This is a genomic window from Aeromonas sp. 600282 (assembly GCF_049175755.1).
GTDB lineage: Bacteria > Pseudomonadota > Gammaproteobacteria > Enterobacterales > Aeromonadaceae > Aeromonas > Aeromonas veronii_A.
The window spans coordinates 170,709-193,140 of the sequence record NZ_JAAKVR010000004.1 but is presented as its reverse complement, the minus strand read 5'-3'; the positions used below and the strand labels follow the sequence as shown (position 1 = coordinate 193,140).

17 protein-coding genes are annotated in these 22,432 nt (G+C 59.7%); 8 read left to right on the top strand and 9 right to left on the bottom strand.

The genetic code is table 11. The features are described from left to right. Window positions 1-124 precede the first annotated feature (124 nt). The 3 genes from aerA to G5137_RS06425 form a co-directional block, all read right to left on the bottom strand. On the bottom strand, window positions 125-1,588 hold the full coding sequence (aerA, locus tag G5137_RS06435; protein ID WP_236368271.1) for an aerolysin AerA: 1,464 nt from the start codon (window positions 1,586-1,588) through the stop codon (window positions 125-127). Window positions 1,589-1,848: 260 nt separating this feature from the next. Next, the gene (locus G5137_RS06430; protein WP_323886536.1) at window positions 1,849-2,334 is read right to left on the bottom strand and encodes a hypothetical protein; all 486 of its coding nucleotides are present in this window, start codon (window positions 2,332-2,334) and stop codon (window positions 1,849-1,851) included. Between the two features lie 86 nt (window positions 2,335-2,420). After that, window positions 2,421-2,843, bottom strand: a complete 423-nt coding sequence (locus tag G5137_RS06425) for a hypothetical protein (RefSeq protein WP_368227066.1) — start codon at window positions 2,841-2,843, stop codon at window positions 2,421-2,423. Between the two features lie 88 nt (window positions 2,844-2,931). Between G5137_RS06425 and G5137_RS06420 the strand changes: the two genes are divergently transcribed. Together G5137_RS06420 and G5137_RS06415 are read left to right on the top strand one after the other, a co-directional pair. After that, a complete protein-coding gene (locus tag G5137_RS06420; protein ID WP_421255080.1) occupies window positions 2,932-3,600 on the top strand; it encodes a response regulator transcription factor in 669 nt (222 codons plus the stop codon). Beyond that, a complete protein-coding gene (locus tag G5137_RS06415; RefSeq protein ID WP_107682220.1) occupies window positions 3,597-4,841 on the top strand; it encodes a sensor histidine kinase in 1,245 nt (414 codons plus the stop codon). The genes G5137_RS06420 and G5137_RS06415 overlap by 4 nt, the downstream gene beginning before the upstream one ends. Before the next feature lie 95 nt (window positions 4,842-4,936). On the opposite strand, the gene rimK is transcribed toward G5137_RS06415, so the two are convergent. Then, a complete protein-coding gene (gene rimK, locus G5137_RS06410) occupies window positions 4,937-5,833 on the bottom strand; it encodes a 30S ribosomal protein S6--L-glutamate ligase (RefSeq protein ID WP_005340088.1) in 897 nt (298 codons plus the stop codon). A 231-nt stretch (window positions 5,834-6,064) separates the two neighbouring features. Continuing rightward, window positions 6,065-9,760 (bottom strand): methionine synthase, encoded by a 3,696-nt coding sequence (gene metH / locus G5137_RS06405; protein ID WP_421255101.1) that lies wholly within the window; start codon window positions 9,758-9,760, stop codon window positions 6,065-6,067. A 216-nt stretch (window positions 9,761-9,976) separates the two neighbouring features. Here metH and G5137_RS06400 point away from each other — a divergent pair, with 216 nt between their 5' ends. The 6 genes from G5137_RS06400 to melR all read left to right on the top strand — a co-directional run bounded on the left by G5137_RS06400 (window position 9,977) and on the right by melR (window position 17,105). Continuing rightward, window positions 9,977-11,254 carry a cation:proton antiporter gene (locus G5137_RS06400; protein WP_019446508.1) on the top strand — a complete coding sequence of 426 codons (1,278 nt, stop codon included), beginning with the start codon at window positions 9,977-9,979 and terminating at the stop codon, window positions 11,252-11,254. Between the two features lie 506 nt (window positions 11,255-11,760). Then, the gene (locus G5137_RS06395; protein ID WP_005340085.1) at window positions 11,761-11,937 is read left to right on the top strand and encodes a hypothetical protein; all 177 of its coding nucleotides are present in this window, start codon (window positions 11,761-11,763) and stop codon (window positions 11,935-11,937) included. Window positions 11,938-12,207: 270 nt separating this feature from the next. Next, window positions 12,208-13,230 carry a LacI family DNA-binding transcriptional regulator gene (locus G5137_RS06390; RefSeq protein ID WP_216952773.1) on the top strand — a complete coding sequence of 341 codons (1,023 nt, stop codon included), beginning with the start codon at window positions 12,208-12,210 and terminating at the stop codon, window positions 13,228-13,230. 114 nt (window positions 13,231-13,344) lie between these two features. Then, on the top strand, window positions 13,345-14,808 hold the full coding sequence (gene nhaC / locus G5137_RS06385) for a Na+/H+ antiporter NhaC (RefSeq protein WP_216952772.1): 1,464 nt from the start codon (window positions 13,345-13,347) through the stop codon (window positions 14,806-14,808). Between the two features lies 1 nt (window position 14,809). Continuing rightward, entirely contained in the window at window positions 14,810-15,991 is a 1,182-nt protein-coding gene (locus tag G5137_RS06380) for a MalY/PatB family protein (protein ID WP_216952771.1), read from the top strand. Window positions 15,992-16,184: 193 nt separating this feature from the next. Next, window positions 16,185-17,105, top strand: coding sequence for a transcriptional regulator MelR (gene melR / locus G5137_RS06375; protein WP_421172683.1), 921 nt, complete (start codon window positions 16,185-16,187; stop codon window positions 17,103-17,105). A 51-nt stretch (window positions 17,106-17,156) separates the two neighbouring features. On the opposite strand, the gene G5137_RS06370 is transcribed toward melR, so the two are convergent. From G5137_RS06370 to G5137_RS06355, 4 genes are all read right to left on the bottom strand, one after another. Beyond that, complete coding sequence (locus G5137_RS06370; protein WP_421255079.1) at window positions 17,157-18,743, bottom strand: hypothetical protein; 1,587 nt, start codon at window positions 18,741-18,743, stop codon at window positions 17,157-17,159. Window positions 18,744-18,801: 58 nt separating this feature from the next. After that, window positions 18,802-20,202 carry a melibiose:sodium transporter MelB gene (gene melB / locus G5137_RS06365; protein WP_216952768.1) on the bottom strand — a complete coding sequence of 467 codons (1,401 nt, stop codon included), beginning with the start codon at window positions 20,200-20,202 and terminating at the stop codon, window positions 18,802-18,804. A gap of 44 nt (window positions 20,203-20,246) precedes the next feature. Beyond that, complete coding sequence (locus tag G5137_RS06360; protein WP_421255078.1) at window positions 20,247-21,599, bottom strand: alpha-glucosidase/alpha-galactosidase; 1,353 nt, start codon at window positions 21,597-21,599, stop codon at window positions 20,247-20,249. 202 nt (window positions 21,600-21,801) lie between these two features. Further along, window positions 21,802-22,311, bottom strand: coding sequence for a GNAT family N-acetyltransferase (locus tag G5137_RS06355; protein ID WP_421172677.1), 510 nt, complete (start codon window positions 22,309-22,311; stop codon window positions 21,802-21,804). Window positions 22,312-22,432 lie beyond the last annotated feature (121 nt).

The window sequence follows — 22,432 nt, the reverse complement described above, 5'->3', positions numbered from 1 at the left end:
ATCCCCTTGGCACGCTACAGGTTCCCACTGTGATCATTCAGGGACAAGAGGAGAAAAAGAGGGAAAATCGAGGGGCGCAGGGCAAACAGAAACAGGCCCCTATGAAAGGGACCTGCGAGGGAGGTTATTGAACCGGCACTATGGTCAGGGATACATTGCCAAACCCTTCGTTGGCAAGGGCCTCGCTGTCCAGATCCACACCGGTAAGCGCCACCTCATCAGCAGAGGCACTGCGCAGCTGGGCAGACTTCGCGGAACGGGTCTGGGGCTGACCGATTTCGATATCGCCGGCAAACTGGCTCTCGGCATAGAAGTCACCGGTCACTGCCGAACGGATCGGGCGCAGCACACGACCCAGGTTATTCTGCATGGTCGACAAACCATACTCGCTGATGGTCCAGTTCCAGTCCCACCACTTCACTTCACCCGGGATATAACGCTTGTCCCACTGATAGCGGATGCTGCTCGCCTTGTCGCGGAACGGGCCGACGGCAAAGGTGTGCTCCCAGGTCGGACGATTCTCCGGATGGGTATACCAGGCATTGCCGCCCCAACGCAGGAAGCCCTTCATGGTCAGGTCATAATTGACCTCGGCCTTGAACTCGTAGGGGTATGAGATATTGGACTTGTAGAGGGCAACCCGCACCGGCAGGCTGGAGTGAGGCGGCACCGTGGGACGCGCTTCAACCGAGACGGTCTCGGTGGTTGAGCCTCCTTTCTGGGAGGCCCAGCTCTGGCTCGCTGCAATCTCGATGGCCAGTTCGGTTTCCCCCACCAACGGCCACTGAAACTTGTTCTTGGTGGTCACCTTCTCGCTCAGGCTGTAGGTGTCGGTCTTCGACCAGTTGGTGGCCTTGTCGTACTTCAGGGTCACCACCACCTGCTGGGGCAGGTCGGTGTAGTTGGTCGCATTGGCCGTGATGGTCTTGACCAGCTGCTTGCCGCTCTCGGTGACCTGACCATGGCTGAAGGAGTCGGGTTCCAGGGTATATGAGAAGTTGCTTACCTTGATGGAGCTCTTCTCCCCGCAACGATATCCGGAGCAGCCGCCGTCATTATTTCCCTTTATTAGCCAGCCATCGCCAACCCGGGTAACATCCATATCCTCCCCGACATAGGGGCTATGATTTCCACCCACCCAAGCGTATCCCAAATAATGAGCGAGATAGCTGACTGGTTTGATAAAATAATCATTGTCGTGGACAAGCCGCCATTGCACATCGACCTCATCACCCGCCGGAATATTCCAGTCAGAGAGTGTTGGTATTTCTCCGGAAACCGGTGAGTTGGGATAACACCAGGTTTCTCCGGCAGTGCCCTGTTTGATTTCGCCATTATATCCCGGCCCCATAATCACCCAGCGATCCGCCAGCCCGGTGATCTGCCACTGCCCCATGCGGCTGACCAGATTACCCTTGATACTCATGGCTTCATCGCGGGTCAGAGGACGGTAACCACTGGCACAGACGCCCGTGCCAAGACCCGCCCACTTGACCTGATCAGGGTAGACAGGTTCAGCCGCCTGCACCTGAGCGAGCATCAATGAAGACGCCAAAAACGCCAGATTGGCGGTAATTATTCTATTCATCATTTATCCCTCTTTCAGACATACGATAATTGTTATTGTGTAGAAATATCCTTTTTCATTTGACAGGTATGGACTCCGACAAAACCTGACACAAATAAAATAAACCACCAAAAAACATCCATGACAAACAAAATAATGGTGATACAGGAAAATAATTAGAGCGATGACTTTATTGAGGAATAAATCATAACTATTGTGACAGTCATTATTTAATGGCTGCCACAATATGGTGAAGCTATATTAAATAAGAAGATGCTGAATTACTCTTCCGGATTGATCACTTCAATTCCCTGCAATATTCCATCCGCCGAACGGATCAATACCAGCTCGATCCCGGCATGCAGATCGGCGGCCGAACCGTTGACCCAGCGCACCTGCGGATTGAGTGGCACTGTGCCCAGGGTGGCCAGCGTGAGCTGCCGGTCATCGAAGGATTGCAGGCGATCTTGCGCCCGCTGCCAGGGTTGATTGGCCAGCGGTGCTCTGGCGGCCAGCAGCTCAATCCGGGTGGCAACGCCATCTGCCACCAGCAGGGCGAGCTGGTCGCCGGGTTTGAGTGGCTGCTGCCAAATCTCCCCCTGCCGCCAGATGGCGGCACTGCCCTGCTCCACCTCGGCACCCTGAAATTGCAGGCGGATGCCGTCGCTGTGCTCAAGCTCCACCAGCCACAATTCGTCGGCTCCCGCCTGCGCCGCCCAGAGCGGCAGACCCAGCATCCATGCACACCACTTCCTCGATTGTTCCATCTTCGTTCGTCCCTGAACAAAAAGCCCATGCTGGACAAGCATGGGCTTCATTCGGGAGCATTTCTAATCGGAACGCAGAGATCGGATCAGTCATCCTCGCGGCAGCGGCTCAGGCGCATGCCGTCAAACTTGCATTCCAGCTCGAGCCAGCGCCCTTCGAACGGCGCCAGACTGTTATCCGAGGTGGTGTAGCCCCAGATCCGCCCCCCTTCGACCGGCCCCTCCAGATCCATCTCGTCCTTGTCATCTTCGTCGAGGGCTTCGACCTTGCGCACATAGCGCACGCCGTTCTCCACCACCCCCTTCATCTCGACCCAGGTACCGCCGAGATCATCCTCGTTGAGCCAATCCTTGAAGCGGGTCTGGTCGTCGATCACGAACGGCATGCCGTTGACCATCAACTGGCCAAGCTGCCAGGTGGTGCGGCCGGTCAGTTTGAATTCGGTCGCCTGTGAGGTGCCAAGTGGCAACAAGATCAGCAACAGGAGGGCGCAGAGAGACTTCTTCATCAGGGATCCTCGGGGTTACACTGGCAAACAGGATGCCGAATCCGGTGTGAAAAGAGCGTGAAACGCTCGCCAACCAGGAGAGCAAAGCATGAAGATTTTGGTAGTAGAAGACAATCCTCAGGTGGCGGAAACCATCATGGATTATCTGGAGCTGGCCGGTCACCGCCTCGATTGTGCCTATCACGGTCAGGCGGCGCTGCAACTGCTGGAGGATCAGCGTTTCGACGTCATCATCATGGATGTGATGATGCCGCGCCTCGATGGCCTCAGCACAGTGGCGCGCCTGCGCGAGCAGGGGATTGCCACTCCCGTGCTGTTTCTCACCGCCCGCGACAGCCTGGAGGACAAGCTGGCGGGCTTCAAGGCGGGAGGGGATGACTATCTGGTCAAGCCGTTCGCCATGGAGGAGCTGGAGGTGCGACTGCAAGCCCTCAGCCTGCGCGGCCCGCGCGGCGATGTGGGGGCCATCAGCTTTGGCGATCTGACGGTCGATGTCGCCAGCGGCCGCGCCACCCGCGCCGGTGAGCCCCTCAAGCTCGGCAAGATCCCGTTCCGGATCCTCGCCCTGCTGGCCCGCCGCGCCCCCGCCATCGTCAGCCGTCAGGAGGTGCTCGACACCGTCTGGGGGGATGAGGAGCCCGACTCCGATGCCCTGCGCAGCCACATCTACGCCCTGCGCAACGCGCTCGACAAACCCTTCCCCACTTCCATGCTGGAGACCCTGCACGGCCAGGGCTACCGACTGGTGAGCGCATGAGCCTGCCGAGCCTGCGCCGCCGCCTGATCATGGCGCTCGGCGGCGCCGGGGTGGTGCTGCTGATCCTGCTCTCTGGCCTGATGCTGGTGGCCGAGGACAAGATGGAGGAGCTGAGCCTGCGCCACTGGCTGGAAGCCGAAGTGACCCGCTACAGCGATGACTGGCTGCGACTCGGCCCGGCTGCGGCGGCTCCGAGCCCCAGACAGTTCTCCAGCTACTGGACCGAGGCGGGCCGCTTGCCGAAATGGCTGAAGCCCTACCAGACTCCCGGCTTTTTCGAGCATCAGCTGGGCAAGGAGGACAAACACTTTCTGGTGGCCCGTCACCCCTCCGGTGAGGGACTGCTCTATCTGGTGTTCAATGACGACGCCGATGACTACCTCGACCCCTACGAGGACAAGCTGCATCTGGCCACCCGACTGATCGGGGTGACCCTGCTGCTCGCCTGCCTCGGCTTCGGCATCTGGCTGGTACGCCATATCACAGGGCCGCTGCAACGGCTGCAACAGAGGGTCGCCCACCTCACCCCGGATCAGGCGGATTTCGAACCCGACGCCCCCTGGCAGGAGCTGCGGGATATCGAGCTGGCACTGTTGGCCGGTAAACAGGAGGTGAGCGCGGTATTCGCCCGCGAGCAGGAGTTCAGTCGCTTCGCCAGCCACGAGCTGCGCACCCCCAACATGGTGATCCAGGGCTCGGCCGCCCTGCTCGGCAAGGTGACGGATCTGCCCGCGCCAGCTGCCCGCGCCACCACCCGCATCCGCGCCGCCGCCGACGAGATGGCGCTGCTCACCGAGACCTTCCTGCTGCTGGGCCGCAAGGAGGCAGTGGAGCGACCGCTGCAGCAGGTGACCCCGCTGATCCGTCAGGAGCTGGCCCGCCTCGCTCCGCTGTTGCAGCGGGAGGCCCTCGATATCCGGCTTAATCTGGATGAGAGCAGCGAAGTAAACGCCCCCCTCTCCCTGCTCGCCATCGCCCTCGGCAACCTGCTGAAAAATGCCCTGAGCTATGCCGAGGGACATATCGACATCGAGCTGTGTGGCCCGGTGCTCACCATCAGCAACCCGACGGCGGCGGCGCCGGATCAGATCCTCGGCTACGGCTGCGGCCTCACCATCATCCAGCGCATCTGCGAGAAGCTGGGCTGGCAAATCGACACCCGGCTGGAGGATGGTGTATTTAGCGCCCGATTGGCGATGATCACTGCCGAACAGTTCCCTCTCCCTTTGGGAGAGGGTTAGGGTGAGGGCGCAGTGGCACCGCCAACCCACCAGCCAGATAGCAACAAGGCGCCCGAGGGCGCCCTGTTGCTATCTGACAGATGCAAGCCTGAGGCTCACTCCGCCGGTTTGTTCTTGCGGCTCGCCTTGAGTTCGAGGAACTCGATGATCTTGCCAGCCACATCCTTGCCGGAGGCGGCTTCCACCCCTTGCAGGCCGGGGGAGGAGTTGACCTCCAGCACCAGCGGGCCACGGGCGCTACGCAGGATATCCACCCCCGCTACATCCAGCCCCATGATCTTGGCGGCCTGCACCGCGGTGGCTCGCTCTTCCGGGGTGATCTTGATCGCCTCGGCGGTGCCGCCACGGTGCAGGTTGGAGCGAAACTCCCCCGGCTGGGCCTGACGGCGCATGGCGGCAACCACCTTGCCGTTGACCACCAGACAGCGGATATCGGCGCCATTGGCCTCGCGAATATACTCCTGCACCAGAATGTTGTTGTTGGTCTGGATAAAGGCTTCGATCACGCTTTCGGCGGCCTTCTGAGTCTCGCAGAGCACCACACCAATCCCCTGGGTTCCCTCCAGCAGCTTCACCACCAGCGGCGCCCCACCCACCATGGTGATGAGGTCGGGCACGTCGTGGGTGCTGTGGGCATAGCCGGTGATGGGCAGGCCGATGCCGTGGCGGGAGAGCAGTTGCATCGCCCGCAGCTTATCGCGGGAACGGCTGATGGCCACCGAGCTGTTGAGGGCCATGGTGTTCATCATCTCGAACTGGCGCAGCACGGCGGTGCCGTAGGCGGTAATGCTGGCACCGATCCGCGGGATCACGGCGTCATAACTTCCCAGCTCCCCACCCTCGTAGTGAATGGAGGGGTTGTGGGAAGCGATATTCATATAGCAGCGCAGGGTGTCGAGCACCTCTACCTGATGACCGCGCGCCTGTGCCACCTCGACCAGACGGCGGGTGGAGTAGTTTTTCGGCTCACGGGATAAAATGGCGATCTTCATGACAATTCCGCTAGAAGGCTGTGCCTGGGCAGGATGGGGCGGGAGAGTATAAGGTGCCACAGCGCCAAGACAACGCCAATTGTTTATCCTGACAACAAGACAAACCACACCAAACCGCACGCTACCACATCACTGTGACCAACAGGTTAAACGGCGGCTCTGCGCAGATTGTTCAACCCGAGCAAGGATGCCGCCGTTTCTCGTTAAAGATCAACCGATGTCACGCGGGAGTCAGTTCAGGTTGGGCCCCAGCCAGCGCTCGGCCTCGGCCAGCGTCATCCCCTTGCGGGCGGCGTAATCTTCCACCTGATCTTGCTGGATCTGCGCCACCGCGAAGTATTTGCTCTCGGGGTGGGAGAAGTACCAGCCCGACACCGCCGCCCCCGGCCACATGGCGTAGGATTCGGTCAGCTGCATGCCGATAGCCTGCTCCACCTCCAGCAGTTCCCAGATGCTCCCCTTCTCGGTGTGCTCCGGGCAGGCCGGATAACCGGGGGCCGGGCGGATGCCCTGATAGTTTTCGCGGATCAGCTCCTCGTTGCTGAGGGCCTCGTCGGGAGCATAACCCCAATGAACCTTGCGCACCTGCTCGTGCAGATACTCGGCAAAGGCTTCGGCCAGACGGTCGCACACCGCCTGAATAAGGATGGCGTTGTAGTCATCGTGCTGCGCCTTGTAGGCCTTGGCGATGGCCTCCTCACCGATGCCGCCGGTCACCGCGAAGGCGCCGATCCAGTCGGGCTTGCCGCTCTCTTTCGGCGCCACATAGTCCGCCAGACAGTAGTTGGGGAAGCCCTGCTTCTCGCTCTGCTGGCGCAGGTGATGCAGCACCTTGATGACCTCGGTGCGCGACTCGTCGCTGTAGACCTCGATGCTGTCCCCTACCGCGTTGGCCGGGAACAGGCCGACCACCCCGGCGCAGCGCACGCTCTGATCTTTTTCCAGCTGATCCAGCATGGCGTTGGCGTCGGCAAACAGCTTGGTCGCCTCCTCGCCGATGATCTCGTCCTCGAGGATGCGCGGATACTTGCCCGCCAGCTCCCAGCTGAGGAAGAACGGCGTCCAGTCGATGTAGGGACGCAGCACCGAAATGGCCACATCTTCGAACTTCTGCACCCCGAGCTCGCGGGGCTTGGGCGGCTGATAGCCAACCCAGTCCAGCTGATGCCGGTTGGCGCGGGCATGAGCCAAACTGACCGGGCGGGAGCGCGGCTGCTTGCGGGCATGCTGATCCCGGGCGCTCTCGTACTCCTTGTCGATGCGGGCGACAAACGCCTCCTTCAGATCCGGACTGAGCAGGCTCTGGGCCACCCCCACCGCGCGGGAGGCGTTGGAGACATAGACCACAGGCTCCGAGTAGTTCTGCTCGATCTTCACCGCAGTGTGGGCCTTGGAGGTGGTGGCACCGCCGATCAGCAGCGGCAGCTTGAAGCCCTGACGCTCCATCTCTTTGGCCACGTGCACCATCTCGTCCAGGGACGGGGTAATGAGGCCCGACAACCCGATGATATCGGCGCCGACCTCCCGCGCAGTCTTGAGAATGGTCTCGCAGGAGACCATTACCCCGAGGTCGACAATCTCGAAGTTGTTGCACTGCAGCACCACCCCGACGATGTTCTTGCCGATGTCGTGCACATCCCCTTTCACGGTCGCCAGCACGATTTTGCCATTGCTGGAGCCACCCGACTTTTCCGCCTCGATATAGGGCTGCAGATAGGCCACCGCCCGCTTCATCACCCGCGCCGATTTCACCACCTGCGGCAGGAACATCTTGCCCGCGCCGAACAGGTCGCCGACCACGTTCATGCCATCCATCAACGGCCCTTCGATGACGTGCAGCGGCTTCTCGGCGCCAGCGCGTGCCTCTTCGGTATCCTCTTCGATAAAGTCGGTGATCCCCTTGACCAGTGCGTGCTCCAGCCGCTTGCCTACCGGCCAGCTGCGCCACTCCTGATCCCGCGGATCCTCAGCCTGGGCACCGGCACCGCGATACTTCTCGGCGATGGCCAGCAGCGCCTCGGTGGCATTGTCATTGAGGTTGAGCACCACAGCCTCGACCTTCTCTTTCAGCTCCGCCGGAATGTCTTCATAGATGGCGAGCTGACCGGCGTTGACGATCCCCATGTCCATGCCGTTTTTGATGGCGTGGTAGAGGAAGACGGCGTGAATGGCTTCGCGCACCGGCTCGTTGCCGCGAAACGAAAACGAGACGTTGGAGACGCCGCCGGAGATCATGGCGTGGGGCAGGTGCGTCTTGATGTCCTTCACCGCCTCGATGAAGTCCACCGCGTAGTTGTTGTGCTCATCGATGCCGGTCGCTACCGCGAAGATGTTGGGATCGAAGATGATGTCTTCCGGCGGGAAACCGACCTGATCCACCAGGATCCGGTAGGCACGCTGGCAGATCTCGAACTTGCGGGCGCGGGTATCGGCCTGACCCGCTTCATCGAACGCCATCACGATGACGGCGGCGCCGTAGCGACGCAGCAATCTGGCCTGCTGGATGAACTTCTCCTCCCCCTCTTTCATGGAGATGGAGTTGACCACCGGCTTGCCCTGCACGCACTTGAGGCCCGCTTCCAGCACCTCCCACTTGGAGGAGTCGATCATCACAGGCACCCGGGCGATATCGGGCTCACCGGCGATGAGGTTGAGGAAGCGCACCATGGCCGCTTCGGCGTCCAGCATCCCCTCGTCCATGTTGATGTCGATGATCTGGGCGCCGTTCTCCACCTGCTGCTTGGCAACATCGAGCGCCTCGTCGTAGAGCCCCTCCTTGATCAGCCGCTTGAACTTGGCCGAACCGGTAACGTTGGTGCGCTCACCCACGTTCACGAACATGGATTCAGGGGTGATGATCAGCGGCTCAAGACCCGACAGGCGGCAGGCTACCGGCAGCTCAGGCAGCACACGCGGCTTGATGCCCGCCACGGCGTCGGCCATGGCGCGAATATGGGTCGGGGTGGTGCCGCAGCAGCCGCCGACCATGTTGAGGAAGCCGCTTTGGGCCCACTCGCGGATATGCGCCGCCATCTCGACGGCATCGAGGTCGTACTCACCGAACGCGTTGGGCAGACCGGCGTTGGGGTGGGCACTGACATGGGTCTCGCTGATGCGCGACAGCTCTTCCACATACTGGCGCAGCTCGTCTGGCCCGAGCGCACAGTTGAGACCGAACGAGATAGGTTTGACGTGACGCAGCGAATGGTAGAAGGCTTCGGTGGTCTGGCCGGAGAGGGTACGGCCGGAGGCATCGGTAATGGTGCCGGAGATCATCACCGGCAGGCTGTAGCCCAGCGCCTCGAACACCCCTTCCACCGCGAAGGCGGCGGCCTTGGCGTTGAGGGTATCGAAGATGGTCTCGATCAGGATGATGTCGGCGCCACCCTCGATCAGCGCGTGGGTCGACTCGGTATAGGCGGCCACCAGCTGGTCATAGGTGACGTTGCGCTTGCCGGGATCGTTCACATCCGGCGAGATGGAGGCGGTGCGGTTGGTGGGGCCCAACACCCCTGCTACAAAACGCGGCTTGGCGGGATCTTTTGCCGTCCACTCGTCGGCCACGGCGCGGGCCAGACGGGCGGCTTCCCGGTTGATCTCGGCCGAGAACTCTTCCATCTCGTAATCGGCCATGGCGATGCGAGTGGCGTTGAAGGTGTTGGTCTCGAGAATGTCGGCCCCGGCAGCGCAATACTGCTCGTGGATCTCGCGGATCACCGCCGGACGGGTCAGCACCAGCAGATCGTTGTTGCCCTTGATGTCGGTATGCCAGTCGGCAAACCGCTCACCCCGATAATCCGCCTCCCCGAGTTTGTAGCCCTGGATCATGGTGCCCATGGCCCCGTCGATGATCAGGATCCGCTCCCTGAGGCAGGCTTCCAGCTTCTTTGTTACGTCCGACTGCTTGCTCGGCTCTCTGCTCGACATTACGTTCGACACCGCGTGTTCCTCTTACATCCATGCAACTGCGTAAACAGCATCCTAACAGCAAACAAATAAAATGGAAATCTAGCCGTCTATCAGTCCAAATGCGCCACCATATACTCATTTATGGGTAATGAGTAACATAGGGCCCGAGAGTAACCTATGCCCGTCCTGCATAGGGATACGTGCTTGCTGTCTACCAACGAGAAAAAAATAACTATGAGCGTCTACTACACACTCTGTTTTCTGGCAGCGTTGGCGATTTTTATCGCCTTTGCCAACCAGTATGTTGTGAAGATCCAGACCACCATCGCCATTACTGCGGGCTCCATGCTGATCTCCGCACTGCTGGTGCTGTTTGGCAAACTGGGCTGGTTCAACCTGGAACCTCTTGCCGTCAAGACCATGGAGAGCATCGACTTCCAGAACTTCCTGCTGAAGGGGATTCTGGGCTTCCTGCTGTTCGCCGGTGGCCTCGGCATCAACCTCAAGGCGCTGCGTAGCCAGAAGTGGGAGATCACCATTCTGGCCATCATTGCCACCCTGCTCTCCACCTTCCTCATCGGCTACGGCTTCTGGTTTATCGCCAAGCTGCTGGGCTGGGAGTTGCCGCTGGTCTACTGCATGCTGTTCGGCGCGCTGATCTCCCCCACTGACCCGATTGCCGTACTGGCCATCGTCAAGAAGATGAAGGCGCCACCCCAGATCGCCATCCAGATCGAAGGGGAATCCCTGTTCAACGATGGTGTTGGCCTCGTCATCTTCGCTACCGTGTTTGCCGTCGCCTTTGGTGGTGTCGAGCCCACCTTCGGTAGCGTGGCCGGTCTGTTCCTGCACGAGGCCCTCGGCGGCATTCTGTTCGGCGCCGTGCTGGGCCTTATCGCCCACGTGATGATCAGCGCCACCGATGACGGTTCATTGGAGCTGCTGCTGACCCTCTGCATCCCGACCGCCGGTTTTGCCTTTGCCAACATGATCGGCGTCTCCGGCGCACTGGCCATGGTGGTCACCGGCATCATGATCGGCAACTGGACCCGTCACTCCGGCTTTTCCGAGCAGAGCAGCCACCACCTGGATCACTTCTGGGAGTTGATGGACCAGTTTCTCAACGCCCTGCTGTTCCTGCTGATCGGTCTGGCGCTGGTACTGCTGGATCTCGCCTGGCGTGACTGGATCCTGCTGGTCATTGCGGTGCCGCTCTGCCTGGGTGCCCGCTTTATCAGCGTGTCGCTGCCCTATGTGGCTTTCCGCCGATTCCGCAATTACAACACCTTCTCGGTACGGATCCTCACTTGGGGTGGCCTGCGCGGTGGTCTGGCCATGGCGATGGCGCTGGCACTCCCCTCCGGCGTCATGATGATCCCGGAACATGGCGTCGATCTGCGGGAGGTCATCCTGGTGATGACCTACTCGGTGGTGATGTTCTCCATCGTGGTGCAAGGCATGACCATCACCCCGATGATCACGGCCGCCAAGAAGGCCTGTGGCGACTACTGAGTCGGCCCACTGTGCTGATTGCAGAATGAGAGAGGGCTCCCGTCGGGAGCCCTCTTTTTATGGCGGATAGTTGCGAATATTTGCTGCTGATAGCGCCTTGATTACACAGAGGAAAAGCGTACTGACTTCAACATCGGCAAATTATTGTTTGCTTTTTATTCATTTCGAGGAGAGAATGCGCGCCGGCTAGTTAATCAGCCCTGTTTATGTTTATCCTGCAATGCTTCACCTCACGATGAATCCTGCCAGTACCCGCATAACCTTCTTCTGATTTACTCGCCTTGAGAACCGTCAGGCTGTCTGCCTGCGTTGCCCGGCTCTCACGGTGCAGACCCGATCTGCCCACCCAATTTGATTTATGCATCAGCATATTCCTTGAAAGTGCAGACGCCCCTTAACCGGGCTGGGTATTCCTGCGCGCTTGTCGTTCACCCAATCGACCGCGCCCATTGACCTGACATTTGCCAATACAAGGAGCAAACACCTAATTTATATAGAGAAATACCATGATGAAAGCAGTACAAACACACAAGCCCCTGCGTCGCAGCAAACCCATCAACCTGCCTGTGCAAGAGCACGACAATGATGCGTTTCTGATCCAGTTCAGCACCCGCTTCAGCGGCGGTTTCGCCATCTCCTGTGATGGTATCGCTGGCGAGTTCTCCATCGAAGACCTCAACTGATCCTGCCTGCCCTCCGGCAGCGTCCGATGCAGACAGGCCGCAACTCACGGCGGCCTCTTTGCTTATCCCCCTCCGCCATCATCTGGTGATAGTACACCCCGTATCGTCTCTGCTCCTTCCCTTAGCCTCTTTATCTCATTCGCCTTGCAAACCACCAATGTGCCACTCCGATCACAAATCGCAGTAAAGCGAACCGCAAGAGGTAGCTGACATACCGAGTTGTCGTTATAAGAGAGCCCCTTATCTCCGGAGTATGAACAAGGCAATCAGATGGCCACCATCAGACAGGTCGCAACCCTCGCCAAGGTCTCGACGGCAACCGTCTCAAGAGTGATCAATAACTCTGCCCATGTTGAACCGGCGACCAGGGAACGGGTAGAGAAAGCAATGCGTGCGCTCGACTATCGACGCGACATGGCGGCAGTGGCTCTGGCAAAACGCAGCGGCAATATGCTCGGCCTGTTGACCGGCAATCTGGCCGATCCCTTCTTTGCCAGACTGGCCCGCGGAGTAGAAGCCATCAGCCGGCAGCACGGCTTTCGGTTGATGGTCTGTAGCGGGTCCCATCAAAGCGAGCAGGAGCAGTATGGGCTCGAGTTTCTGATCAATCAGGGCTGCGAAGCCATCGTTGCCCATACCACTCGCCTCTCTGACGAACTGCTGCTCCGTTACGCCTCACACATGCCAGCACTCATTCCCATCAATCGCTATCTGCCCGAGCTGGCTCACCGCAGTGTCTGGCTGGACAACCGGGCAGGCACCCGAGCCGCCGTCGACCATCTGGTGGCTCAAGGTCATCGCCGGATCGGCTTCATCACCTGTGATTTGCCCATCGCCGATCGGCAGCTCCGCCTGGAGGGATATGAGCAAGGAATGGCTCACTATCATCTGGCACTCAAACCACAGTGGGTTATCAGCCAGCCCTTTACCGAGGAGGGGGGCGAACAGGCGGCGGCGCGCTTGCTTGCTGAGTGCCCCGAGGTAACCGCCGTGCTCACTTTCAACGATGTGATGGCGGCAGGCATGATGTCGCACCTGAGAAAATGCGGGCGACGGATCCCTGAAGACCTGTCGATTATCGGGTTCGATGACATCATGCTGGCCCGCTACCTCTACCCGACACTGACCACTCTGCACTACCCCATTGAGACCATGGCCAAACGGGCTGCCGAGCTGGCCATCACCCGACTGCAACAGCAGGACCCGGGCCCGGAGATCCATGAGTTCACCCCTGCACTGGTCATTCGCGAGTCGGTTATGCCCCTGACGCAACCTCCCCTTCTGCGACCATGATCACGTTCCAGAACACCATGTAACCGGTTACATGGCTGGCGTGCAAGGCTCACATTTCCACCAGGCTGCTCGCCCCACAATGGCGCCATGTTCTGAAGCGATGGATCAACTGTGATGAAACAAGAGAGAAAGACCCTGACCCTGGGGCTTGCCACATTACCCATTCTGGTGATGCTGGGGCTCCTGATCGTTGGCTATGTTCTGATGGGATTGCGCATTGAGCCACTGCTCCTGCTGTCCGCCATCTTCACAGCACTGCTCGCCTGCTGGCAGGGATATAGCTGGGACGAGATCATCCAGTCCATCGTCCAGAAGCTGGCCAAGGCGATGCCGGTCATTCTGATCCTGGTCTGTGTGGGTGGATTGATTGGCAGCTGGATGTTCAGCGGCACCATCCCTTACATGGTCTATTGGGGGCTCAAGCTGATCAGTCCGCAATACATTCTCATTGCGGCCTTCTTCATCACCAGTCTGGTCTCGGTCTGTACCGGTACCTCCTGGGGCTCAGCGGGCACCGTCGGGGTAGCCCTGATGGGGGTTGCGCACGGTCTGGATGTTTCGCTGGCAGCGGCAGCCGGGGCGGTGGTGTCAGGCGCCTATTTCGGCGACAAGATCTCTCCTCTCTCCGATTCGACCAACTTCGCCGCCATTGTGGCCGATACCACCCTCTACGCCCATATCCAGCACCTGCTCTGGACCACGCTGCCCAGCTTCCTGCTGGCTGCCGGCGTCTTCTTCGTCGCCGGTTTTTCAGTCATCGGTGAAGAGGTGGCCACACCGGAGAAGGTCATCACCATCCTGTCCACACTGGAGCAGCTCTACCACTTCAATCCTCTCCTGCTGCTGCCCCCGCTGATTGTGCTGTGGGGGGCGATCGCCAAGAAGCCCACTATTCCCTTGATGCTGCTGGCCAGCGCCATCGCCATTATCCTCGGGATTACGTTGCAGGGATTGCCGCTACAGTCCGGTTTCAATGCCCTGATCGACGGCTTCAACCTCACCATGTTCACCCCACTGGGTCATGACGTCAGCCAGCTGCTCCCCGATATCCCCCGCCTACTCAATCGCGGTGGCATGTTCTCGATGATGAGCACCATTCTGCTGGTCTTCTGCGCCTTCTCCTTTGCCGGTGTACTGACCCTGACGGGGGCGCTCAACCTCATCATCAATCGCCTGCTGACCCTTATTCACTCCACTGGCCAGTTGATCGCCTCGACCATTGCCACCACCCTGCTGGTCACCGGTGCCACCAGTGACGGCAAGCTGGCCCTGCTCATCCCGGGCGAGCTGTTTCAGGACGCCTACCGTCGCATGGGGCTGGATACCAAGAACCTCTCCCGCACCATAGAGGATGCGGGCACCGTGATTGAGCCCCTGATCCCCTGGACGGCTGCTGGTGTCTATATGGCGGGCACCCTTGGCATCCCGACGCTCGATTACCTCCCCTGGGCCATCCAGTGCTATGCCGCCCTTTTCTTTGCCCTGGGCTACGGCTTTACCGGTATTGGCATCGCCCATGCAGACCGGAAAGAGGTGACAGGGGAGCCGCGGACCATGACAGTGGCGGAGGAGCGATAAGATGCCGGAGCACAACTTTGACCAAGTGATTGATCGCCACAATACCAACTCCATCAAGTGGGACTGTATGCCCCAGTACCTTGGCATCGACGGCAGCGATCTGCTACCCATGTGGGTATCCGATTTCGACTTTGCCTGTCCACCAACCGTGCAGCAGGCACTGCAACGGCGGGTCGCCCACGGCGTATTCGGATACAGCGAGCGACGGGATGACTACTTCAGCGCCATACAACAGTGGTTTGCCCGGCGCCATCAGATCACCATAGAACGGGAGTGGATCCACTCCGTCGAGGGGGTGATCCCCGGCATCTCGCTGCTACTGCAAATGCTGACACAACCCGCAGAAGGGATTGTTGTCCAGGGCCCCTGTTATGGTTCCTTTGCCAAGATCATCGCGCTGAACGAGCGACGACTGCTAGATAACCCGTTGCTGCGAAAAGGGAATCGCTACGAGATGGATCTGCCGCAGCTGGCACGTCTCTTCATGGTGGAGCGCCCCGCCATGATGATCCTCTGCAATCCCCACAACCCGACCGGCAGGAGCTGGACGTTCACCGAGCTCTATGAACTGGCGACCCTGTGCCAGCAGCACGGCGTGACGCTGGTATCAGACGAGATCTGGGCCGATCTGCAACTGGCTGGCCATCGGCACACCTCGGTGCTCTCCCTGCCGCCCCATTTGCTGCCCAACATGGTGGTGGCGACCTCTGCCAGCAAGAGCTTCGGTCTCTCCTCGCTGCGCATCTCCAACTTCATCATCCCGGATCCTGCGCTGCGCCAGCGCTTCAAACAGCGTCTCGATGCCCATGGTCTGGATGTATTCAATGCGCTCTCCATGGAGGCTGCCACTGCGGCCTATCAGCACGGCGAGGCATGGCTAAACGGACTGCTCGCCTATCTGACAGATAATCGCCACTGGTTTGCCGAGCAGCTGGCAACCCGGTTGCCCCGTCTGCAACTGATGGAGGCCGATGCCACCTATCTGGCCTGGATCGATTGCCGCCAGCTGGAGCTGGATGACGATGAGCTGAAACAGCGGCTTATCGAAGAGGCGAGAGTTGTCCCGTCGATGGGGATCGGCTTTGGCAAAGGGGGGCAGGGCTTTATTCGCCTCAATCTGGGCTGCCCGCGCAGCTATCTGGAACAAGCACTCACCGGACTGGAGCGGCTGGTGTCCAGATGACATCGCAGAGCAGGGGACAACAGGGGTAGAGCATGCAACTCCGCTGTCTCCTGCATACCCCAACTGTGAGTTCACCGGCAGTTTCCCGCTCTGGTGCACCACAAGATGCAATAACGGAACGACCGCCACAGGCAGAGACTCGGAATGGTGATACAAACAGGGTCTCTTCAATCCACCTGATAACGATGCCTGCATGATGACGAAGCTTGAACGCCCCTACTTTTCCAGCGTGCACGAGACCGATGAGGGGCTAAGCAGCCCCCTCTCGCTCTACTCCGTTTATGAGGCGATCGATGTGGAACTGCGGGCTCCCCACGAGATGGCCGGTTACCACTGGCATGGCCAGGTGGAAGTCAACATCCCGTTCGATGGCGATGTGGAGTACACCATGAATGGCCAATCCTTTACCCTGGCGGCAGGGCATGCAGGGTTGTTCTGGGCGGCCATTCCCCATCAGCTGACCCGTATCGGCCACTGCTCGCAAATGGGCCTCATCAATATACCGATCCATCTGTTTCTCTCCTGGCCCATCAATCGGGAGCTGCTGAATCAGGTCACCCATGGCGGCGTACTGCAGTCGCGATCAGCCATGCTGGTGAGCGAGTTTGAACTGACCCGCTGGGTCACGGAAAGCCGGATGGATGACCCTGGCCGTCAGCAACTGGTTGCCGACGAGATCTGCCTGATGTTGCGGCGCCTAGGGCTGGATGGCTGGAGCCGCCTGCTCGCCAACCACAGCAATCAGGGGACGACGACGGGTGCCTCGAAACACTCCCAGTTCCATGTGCAGCAGATGCTCGAGTACATTGCCGCCCACCATGATGCCCCGCTCACCACCAGGGAGCTGGCCGATCATGTTGGGTTGCACCCCAACTACGCCATGGGGCTGTTTCAGAAGGTGATGCAGATGAGCATCAAGCAGTACGTCACCGCGATGCGGATCAACCATGCCAGAGCCCTGCTCAGCGATACCGACCGCACCATCCTCGATGTCGCACTGACGGCAGGTTTCAACTCCAGCAGCCGCTTCTATGAGACCTTCCAGCGTTATCTGGGGCTGACACCGAGTCGCTACCGCCAACTGAGTCGGGAACGGGCCAACTCTTCGCAGTAAATTCCCAAATAAAAAAGGGGCTCACGCCCCCCTGACTCAATCTCTCACCGCTTAGCGGGACGGTACCGATACATTCACTCGTCCACCCGGCGGCACAGTCACCTCGACCGCACTCACAGTGACTCCGTTGAGGCGCTGCATACGCGCCTTGCGCAGCTTGCCATCCACCAGCAGGAATCCGTGGTTGCCCGGGAAGCGGGCCTCCCAGAACAGCGCGCGCGGCCCCGTGTTGCCCAACTTGCTGGCGGTAACGCCCTCATGGCGCAGTGACAACCGGTGGGCCCCGACCGGCAGTTGCTCGATGGCTACCCAGTCGATGAAAGCGGGCAATCGGGACAGGGTTGCCACCCGGTGCGCGGCCGCATCCGGCTCAACCCCCATCATCCCCTCCACGGTCTGCGACACCAGCGTAAAGGAGATCTCCGGATAGTCGCCATTGGTGCCCTGACTAGGCCGCTCATGGGGGAAATTTCGCTTGGCCAGAATGTAGCGCATCCAGCGCCACGCCTCCTCGTTGCGCTGATAGGGGAAATAGGTATCCGGCAGATAGGTGTAGGCCTCGATGTTGGCGGGTGCCTGTGGTGTCGAGCCGATCCCCTCGCCCACCATCTCGCTGATAAAGTCGAGATAGCGGTCATTGCGCGGCCCCGGCTCAGATAGCCGCTTCATCGGAATAAACCAGCTGTTCTCCTTGCCAAAATCGTTGCGCTTGCTGAGATTGCTGTCGAGTATGCGGGCATAGTGGCCCTGCTCATCCCCGGCAACCCGGCTCCACTCCTCGTTGAAGTAGCGCTTCAGCAGCACCGCCTTGCGCTGCCAGACTTGCGCCGCCCGCTTTTCACCGCGAGCCTGCAGCATAGCGGCATAAGCCAGCGTCGCCTGATACTGGGAGCCAATGGCATCGGCTGCCTCTATCGGGTGCTCGCCCCGCTCGTTGTAGGTGCAGGATCCCTGGAAAATACCTCCCTTGCCCTCGGCGATCCCGTTGGGGTGCTGCTCATCATGCAGCGCGATGAAGTCGGTCAGCACCTTGCCGTAAAAGGACCACAGCTCGGGATCCTCGATATAGCGGCGATCGCCGCTCCAGAGGTAGGCGTGGTAAGCCTTCTCCACCAACTCGAACTGGGCGGGCACCTCGCGCACGAACCAGCTCTCGTCCTTGTAGTCGATGGTGTGGGGAGAGCCATCAAAGTTGAAGGCCCAGAGGGTATACCACTTGCGCGCGTCGGTGGCATTGCGAGCAAACACCTTGAACATCGAAAAGTTCTCGGCGCGCCAGCCAGCAATCTCGGCACCGGCAACCTGATGGGCAAAGTCGCGTCCGTAAAAGGCCGTGCGATCGTAATAGCCGGCCCAGTAGGAGGGGATGTAGTCATGCAGGCCGGTGCCATCCCCCTCCGGGTGGTACTCGTCCTTGTTGGTGACGCCACGCTGGCCGGTCATGATGAACTGCGCCGTTTTGGCGGCCGCCCAGTTGAATCCTTCCGCCAGTTCGGTGCTGGAAGAGCTGAGATGCACGGCCGGTTGCGATGCTGCCTCCACTCCGGCGGCGACCGCCGGCTGCGCACAGAGGGTAGCGATGCCTGCCGCCATCATGGCGCATGAGAGACGGGCCCGGCGACTCATTGGATATCCCATGTTCAACTCCTTTGATGATGAACGCCGACCCCAAGGTCGCCGTTATAGGTGAAAGAGATCAGCTGGCCGCCGCCTGCGCCTGCTTGGCCTCGATACTTTCGGATTCATATTTGCACATCAGATGATCTACCACCTTGCTCTGGTAGTGGCCGTTGAGCTTGTAGAAGCGGAAGTAAACAAACAGGGTCAGGGCAAAGAAGATGGCCGGCAGCACCACCATGATGGCCTGCATGCCGAAGAGGGTTTCGGCACTCTGCACCGCATTGGGGACATAACCGACCAGAGTCAACATGACACCGATGAAGAAGCCGGCGAAGGCCGAGCCAGCCTTGACCACCATGGTCTGCACCGAGTAAGCGATGCTCTCGTTGCGGGTGCCAAGCTTGTACTCGCCATAGTCGACCGTGTCGGCGACCATGATCACCTGTAGCACCCAGAACAGGGCGGTACCTATGTGGAGCAGGATGCCGGAGAGGATGATCAGCGCGACATTCTGGGGAGCAATGAAACCGATATACATCAGCATCAGGCAGCTCGTTATGGGGCAGAGTGAGGCCAACGCCCAGAGCACCCGCCGCGAGATGAAGCGGGCCAGCCGCGGGAAGATCATCAGGGTGATCAGGTTGGCGATGCCCCCGTACATCATGAAGCTGGGAAAGAGGGACTCCTGACCAATCACATAGGTAAAGTAGTAGATGGCGAAGGCGGTGATGGTGTTGTTCGCCACGTTGTAGCAGAGCGCCATAAACAGCACGCTGGTGAGCTGATCGTTGCGGAAAATAAGCTTGACCGAATCCATGATGGTGGTGCGCTGCTGACTGACAGTGGGGGTCGCGGCCGAGCTGTAGCGCTCCTTCACATTGCGCAGGGTGACCAGGGTCGAGACAAGAAAGAAGGCGACCAGGATGAAGGTGAACATCAGAAAACCGTGGGCCTTGTCCCCCTGGCCAAAATAGTCCACTACCTTGAGGCCGATGGCACCGGTAATAAGCCAGGAGAGACTGGCAAAGAAGCGGGGATAGGGAACCAGTGCCTCGCGCTCGTGCTTGTCGATGGTCAACGTTGGCACCAGCGACCAGAAGGGGATATCCATCAGGGTATAGGTCATGCCCCACAGGATGTAGGTGATGGCCACATAGACGAGCAGGGCCGTCCCTTCGAAATAGTGGGCACTGAACACCATCACCAGGGCGATGGAGTTGACCACTGTACCTATCAGTATCCAGGGTTTGAACTTGCCCCAACGGCTGCGGGTATTGTCGACAATCCACCCCATGATGGGGTCATTGACCGCATCCCAAATCCTGGCAATCAGAAAGATGGTGCCGACGAAGGCAGCCGACACCCCCACCACATCCGTGTAATAGAACATCAGGTACATGTAGACGATGCCGATGGCAAAATCCTTGCCGAAGGCCCCGAAGCCATAGCTCAACTTGGTTTTCAGCGAGACGCTCATGGTTTATCTCCTTGGGGGTTAAGCCCCCCGCAGGGGGCTCTTGCTCAGCCGTGAATCCACTCCGGCAACCAGCCGCGGTGGGCTTCAATCAGTTCGTCGATCAGGGCGTAGATCTCGTCCATGCCAAGCACTGCCGCCGTGTGGGGATCGAGCAGGGCTGCATGGTAGATGCTTTCCCGCTTGCGCTCGGTGATCGCTTCGGTGACTAGCGCCTGCACGTTGATGTTGGTGCTCATCAGGGCGACCAGATGGGTTGGCAGCCGACCGATGGCGGTGGGCTGAATGCCGTTGGCATCCACCAGACAGGGCACCTCCACGCAGCAGCCATCCGGCAGGTTGGTAATGAGGCCGTCGTTTCTGACGTTGCCATAAATGACGCTGGGCTCACCGCTCCAGAGGGAGTTGATGATGACGCTCGCATACTCGTTCGATTCGGGCACCTCGACCCGTTCGGCCTGACGATAGGCAGTGAGGTCATCCTGCCAGCGGGCAATCTGCTCGACGCAGCGCTTGGGATACTCGTCGAGCGGCACCTTGTAGCGCTCGATGAGATCGGGGCGTCCCGGCTTGATGAAGTAGGGGGTGTACTCGGCAAAGTGCTCGGAAGATTCGGTAACAAAGTAGCCAAACTTCTTGAACAGCTCGTAGCGCACCAGATTCTGGCAACGCTGGTTGTGGTGCAGGCCGGGTTTGGGGGCAGTCCCCGCTTCATAGGCAGCCAGCAGCTCGGGATAGAGATTGACGAATTCGCCGCTCTCCAGCTGATGCTCAAGGGTCAAATAGAAGGCCATGTGGTTGATACCGGCACAGCGATAACGCAAGGTCGCCGGATCGATGCCGAGATCACGGGCCAACTCGTGCGCCGTTCCCTGCACCGAGTGGCACAGTCCCACCTGCTTGATATGAGGGAACTGTTGATACATGGCCCAGGTGTTCATCGCCATCGGGTTGACGTAGTTGAGCATGGTGGCGTCGGGGCACACCTCGCTCATTACCTCGCACACCCGCCAAAGATGAGGGATGGTGCGCAGTGCCCGCATGATGCCGCCGGGCCCAAGCGTATCGGCAATGGTCTGTTCGAGACCGTGGCGTTTGCACACCTCGAAATCGGTCACGGTACAGGGCTCGTAACCGCCGATCTGGAAAGCAACGATGACAAAGTTGGCCCCTGCCAGCGCAGGTTTCAGCTCGGTATGGCAACTGAGCAGCCCCTTGGCACCGCTGGAATCCATCAGCTTGCGCACCACAATCTGGGACTCTTCAAGCCGCTGTGGATCTATGTCCATCAGGGAGATGTTGGCATTTTTCAGGGCCGGTTTGTGAAACACATCGCCCAGGATGTTCTTCACAAAGATGGTAGAGCCTGCGCCGATAAAGGTGATATTGGGAGTTCTCATGTCCATTGCTCCAATGACGGTGAAACCAGTGTGCCTACTATGCAGGGCTGGTCCCGTCAGGTGCGTCTCGCTTACGGAACAGAGACTCCCAAAAACTCATTTTTGATGGGCTGGCTGACAAGATCTTAGGAAACGGGACACTTGTTCCCGAAAGTGGGACTCCCTTCTCCTGGCATCGACCGGCTCGCAGACAGCCGGAACGTTACTCCGTTACCCCGGATTCGAGCAGCAGGCACTCATCGGCATCTTCGCTCAATTTGACCAGTCGACTGTGCACCAGCCCCAGCTTGGCCAGCAGGCCGATGGATCGCTCGTTGCCCGGAGTGACGATGGCAACTACCTGCCCGATCCCCAACCGGCTTTTGCCATCGGCAAGGGCGGCCTGCGCCGCTTCAATGGCGTAGCCCTGGCCACGATATTGCGGCAGGAAGGCGTAACCGATATCGACCTGCTCCAGGGTATCGCGCTTGATCAGACCGCAGATACCGAGGCTGGCACCGTCATCCTTGCGCTCCACCAGATAGAGCCCGTGACCATAGCGGGCATAGCTGACTGCCGGCCCCTGCTGGATATACTCCTGCGCCTGTTCGAGGGTGCGAATGCCCCGATCACCGATGTAGCGATAGAAGTCACCGTCATTGAGCAGCTCAAGGATGAAGGGGGCGTCGGTGGCGATCATTTCGCGCAGGATCAGGCGGGAGGAGGCAATCATGGCAAGGGCTCTCAAACGGAAAGTGAAGGGCAAAGAGTGCCCCGTCACTCCCGGGCTGGCAAGCCTGTGGCACCATCACTCATACAAAAGGGGCCGCAGTGCGCCCCCTGACGAGATGGGA

Excerpts from the sequence above, each read along its gene's own strand:
- aerA (WP_236368271.1), bottom strand. The coding sequence starts at position 1,588 with ATGAATAGAATAATTACCGCCAATCTGGCGTTTTTGGCGTCTTCATTG.
- G5137_RS06430 (WP_323886536.1), bottom strand. The coding sequence starts at position 2,334 with ATGGAACAATCGAGGAAGTGGTGTGCATGGATGCTGGGTCTGCCGCTC.
- G5137_RS06425 (WP_368227066.1), bottom strand. The coding sequence starts at position 2,843 with ATGAAGAAGTCTCTCTGCGCCCTCCTGTTGCTGATCTTGTTGCCACTT.
- G5137_RS06420 (WP_421255080.1), top strand. The coding sequence starts at position 2,932 with ATGAAGATTTTGGTAGTAGAAGACAATCCTCAGGTGGCGGAAACCATC.
- G5137_RS06415 (WP_107682220.1), top strand. The coding sequence starts at position 3,597 with ATGAGCCTGCCGAGCCTGCGCCGCCGCCTGATCATGGCGCTCGGCGGC.
- rimK (WP_005340088.1), bottom strand. The coding sequence starts at position 5,833 with ATGAAGATCGCCATTTTATCCCGTGAGCCGAAAAACTACTCCACCCGC.
- metH (WP_421255101.1), bottom strand. The coding sequence starts at position 9,760 with ATGTCGAGCAGAGAGCCGAGCAAGCAGTCGGACGTAACAAAGAAGCTG.
- G5137_RS06400 (WP_019446508.1), top strand. The coding sequence starts at position 9,977 with ATGAGCGTCTACTACACACTCTGTTTTCTGGCAGCGTTGGCGATTTTT.
- G5137_RS06395 (WP_005340085.1), top strand. The coding sequence starts at position 11,761 with ATGATGAAAGCAGTACAAACACACAAGCCCCTGCGTCGCAGCAAACCC.
- G5137_RS06390 (WP_216952773.1), top strand. The coding sequence starts at position 12,208 with ATGGCCACCATCAGACAGGTCGCAACCCTCGCCAAGGTCTCGACGGCA.
- nhaC (WP_216952772.1), top strand. The coding sequence starts at position 13,345 with ATGAAACAAGAGAGAAAGACCCTGACCCTGGGGCTTGCCACATTACCC.
- G5137_RS06380 (WP_216952771.1), top strand. The coding sequence starts at position 14,810 with ATGCCGGAGCACAACTTTGACCAAGTGATTGATCGCCACAATACCAAC.
- melR (WP_421172683.1), top strand. The coding sequence starts at position 16,185 with ATGATGACGAAGCTTGAACGCCCCTACTTTTCCAGCGTGCACGAGACC.
- G5137_RS06370 (WP_421255079.1), bottom strand. The coding sequence starts at position 18,743 with ATGGGATATCCAATGAGTCGCCGGGCCCGTCTCTCATGCGCCATGATG.
- melB (WP_216952768.1), bottom strand. The coding sequence starts at position 20,202 with ATGAGCGTCTCGCTGAAAACCAAGTTGAGCTATGGCTTCGGGGCCTTC.
- G5137_RS06360 (WP_421255078.1), bottom strand. The coding sequence starts at position 21,599 with ATGAGAACTCCCAATATCACCTTTATCGGCGCAGGCTCTACCATCTTT.
- G5137_RS06355 (WP_421172677.1), bottom strand. The coding sequence starts at position 22,311 with ATGATTGCCTCCTCCCGCCTGATCCTGCGCGAAATGATCGCCACCGAC.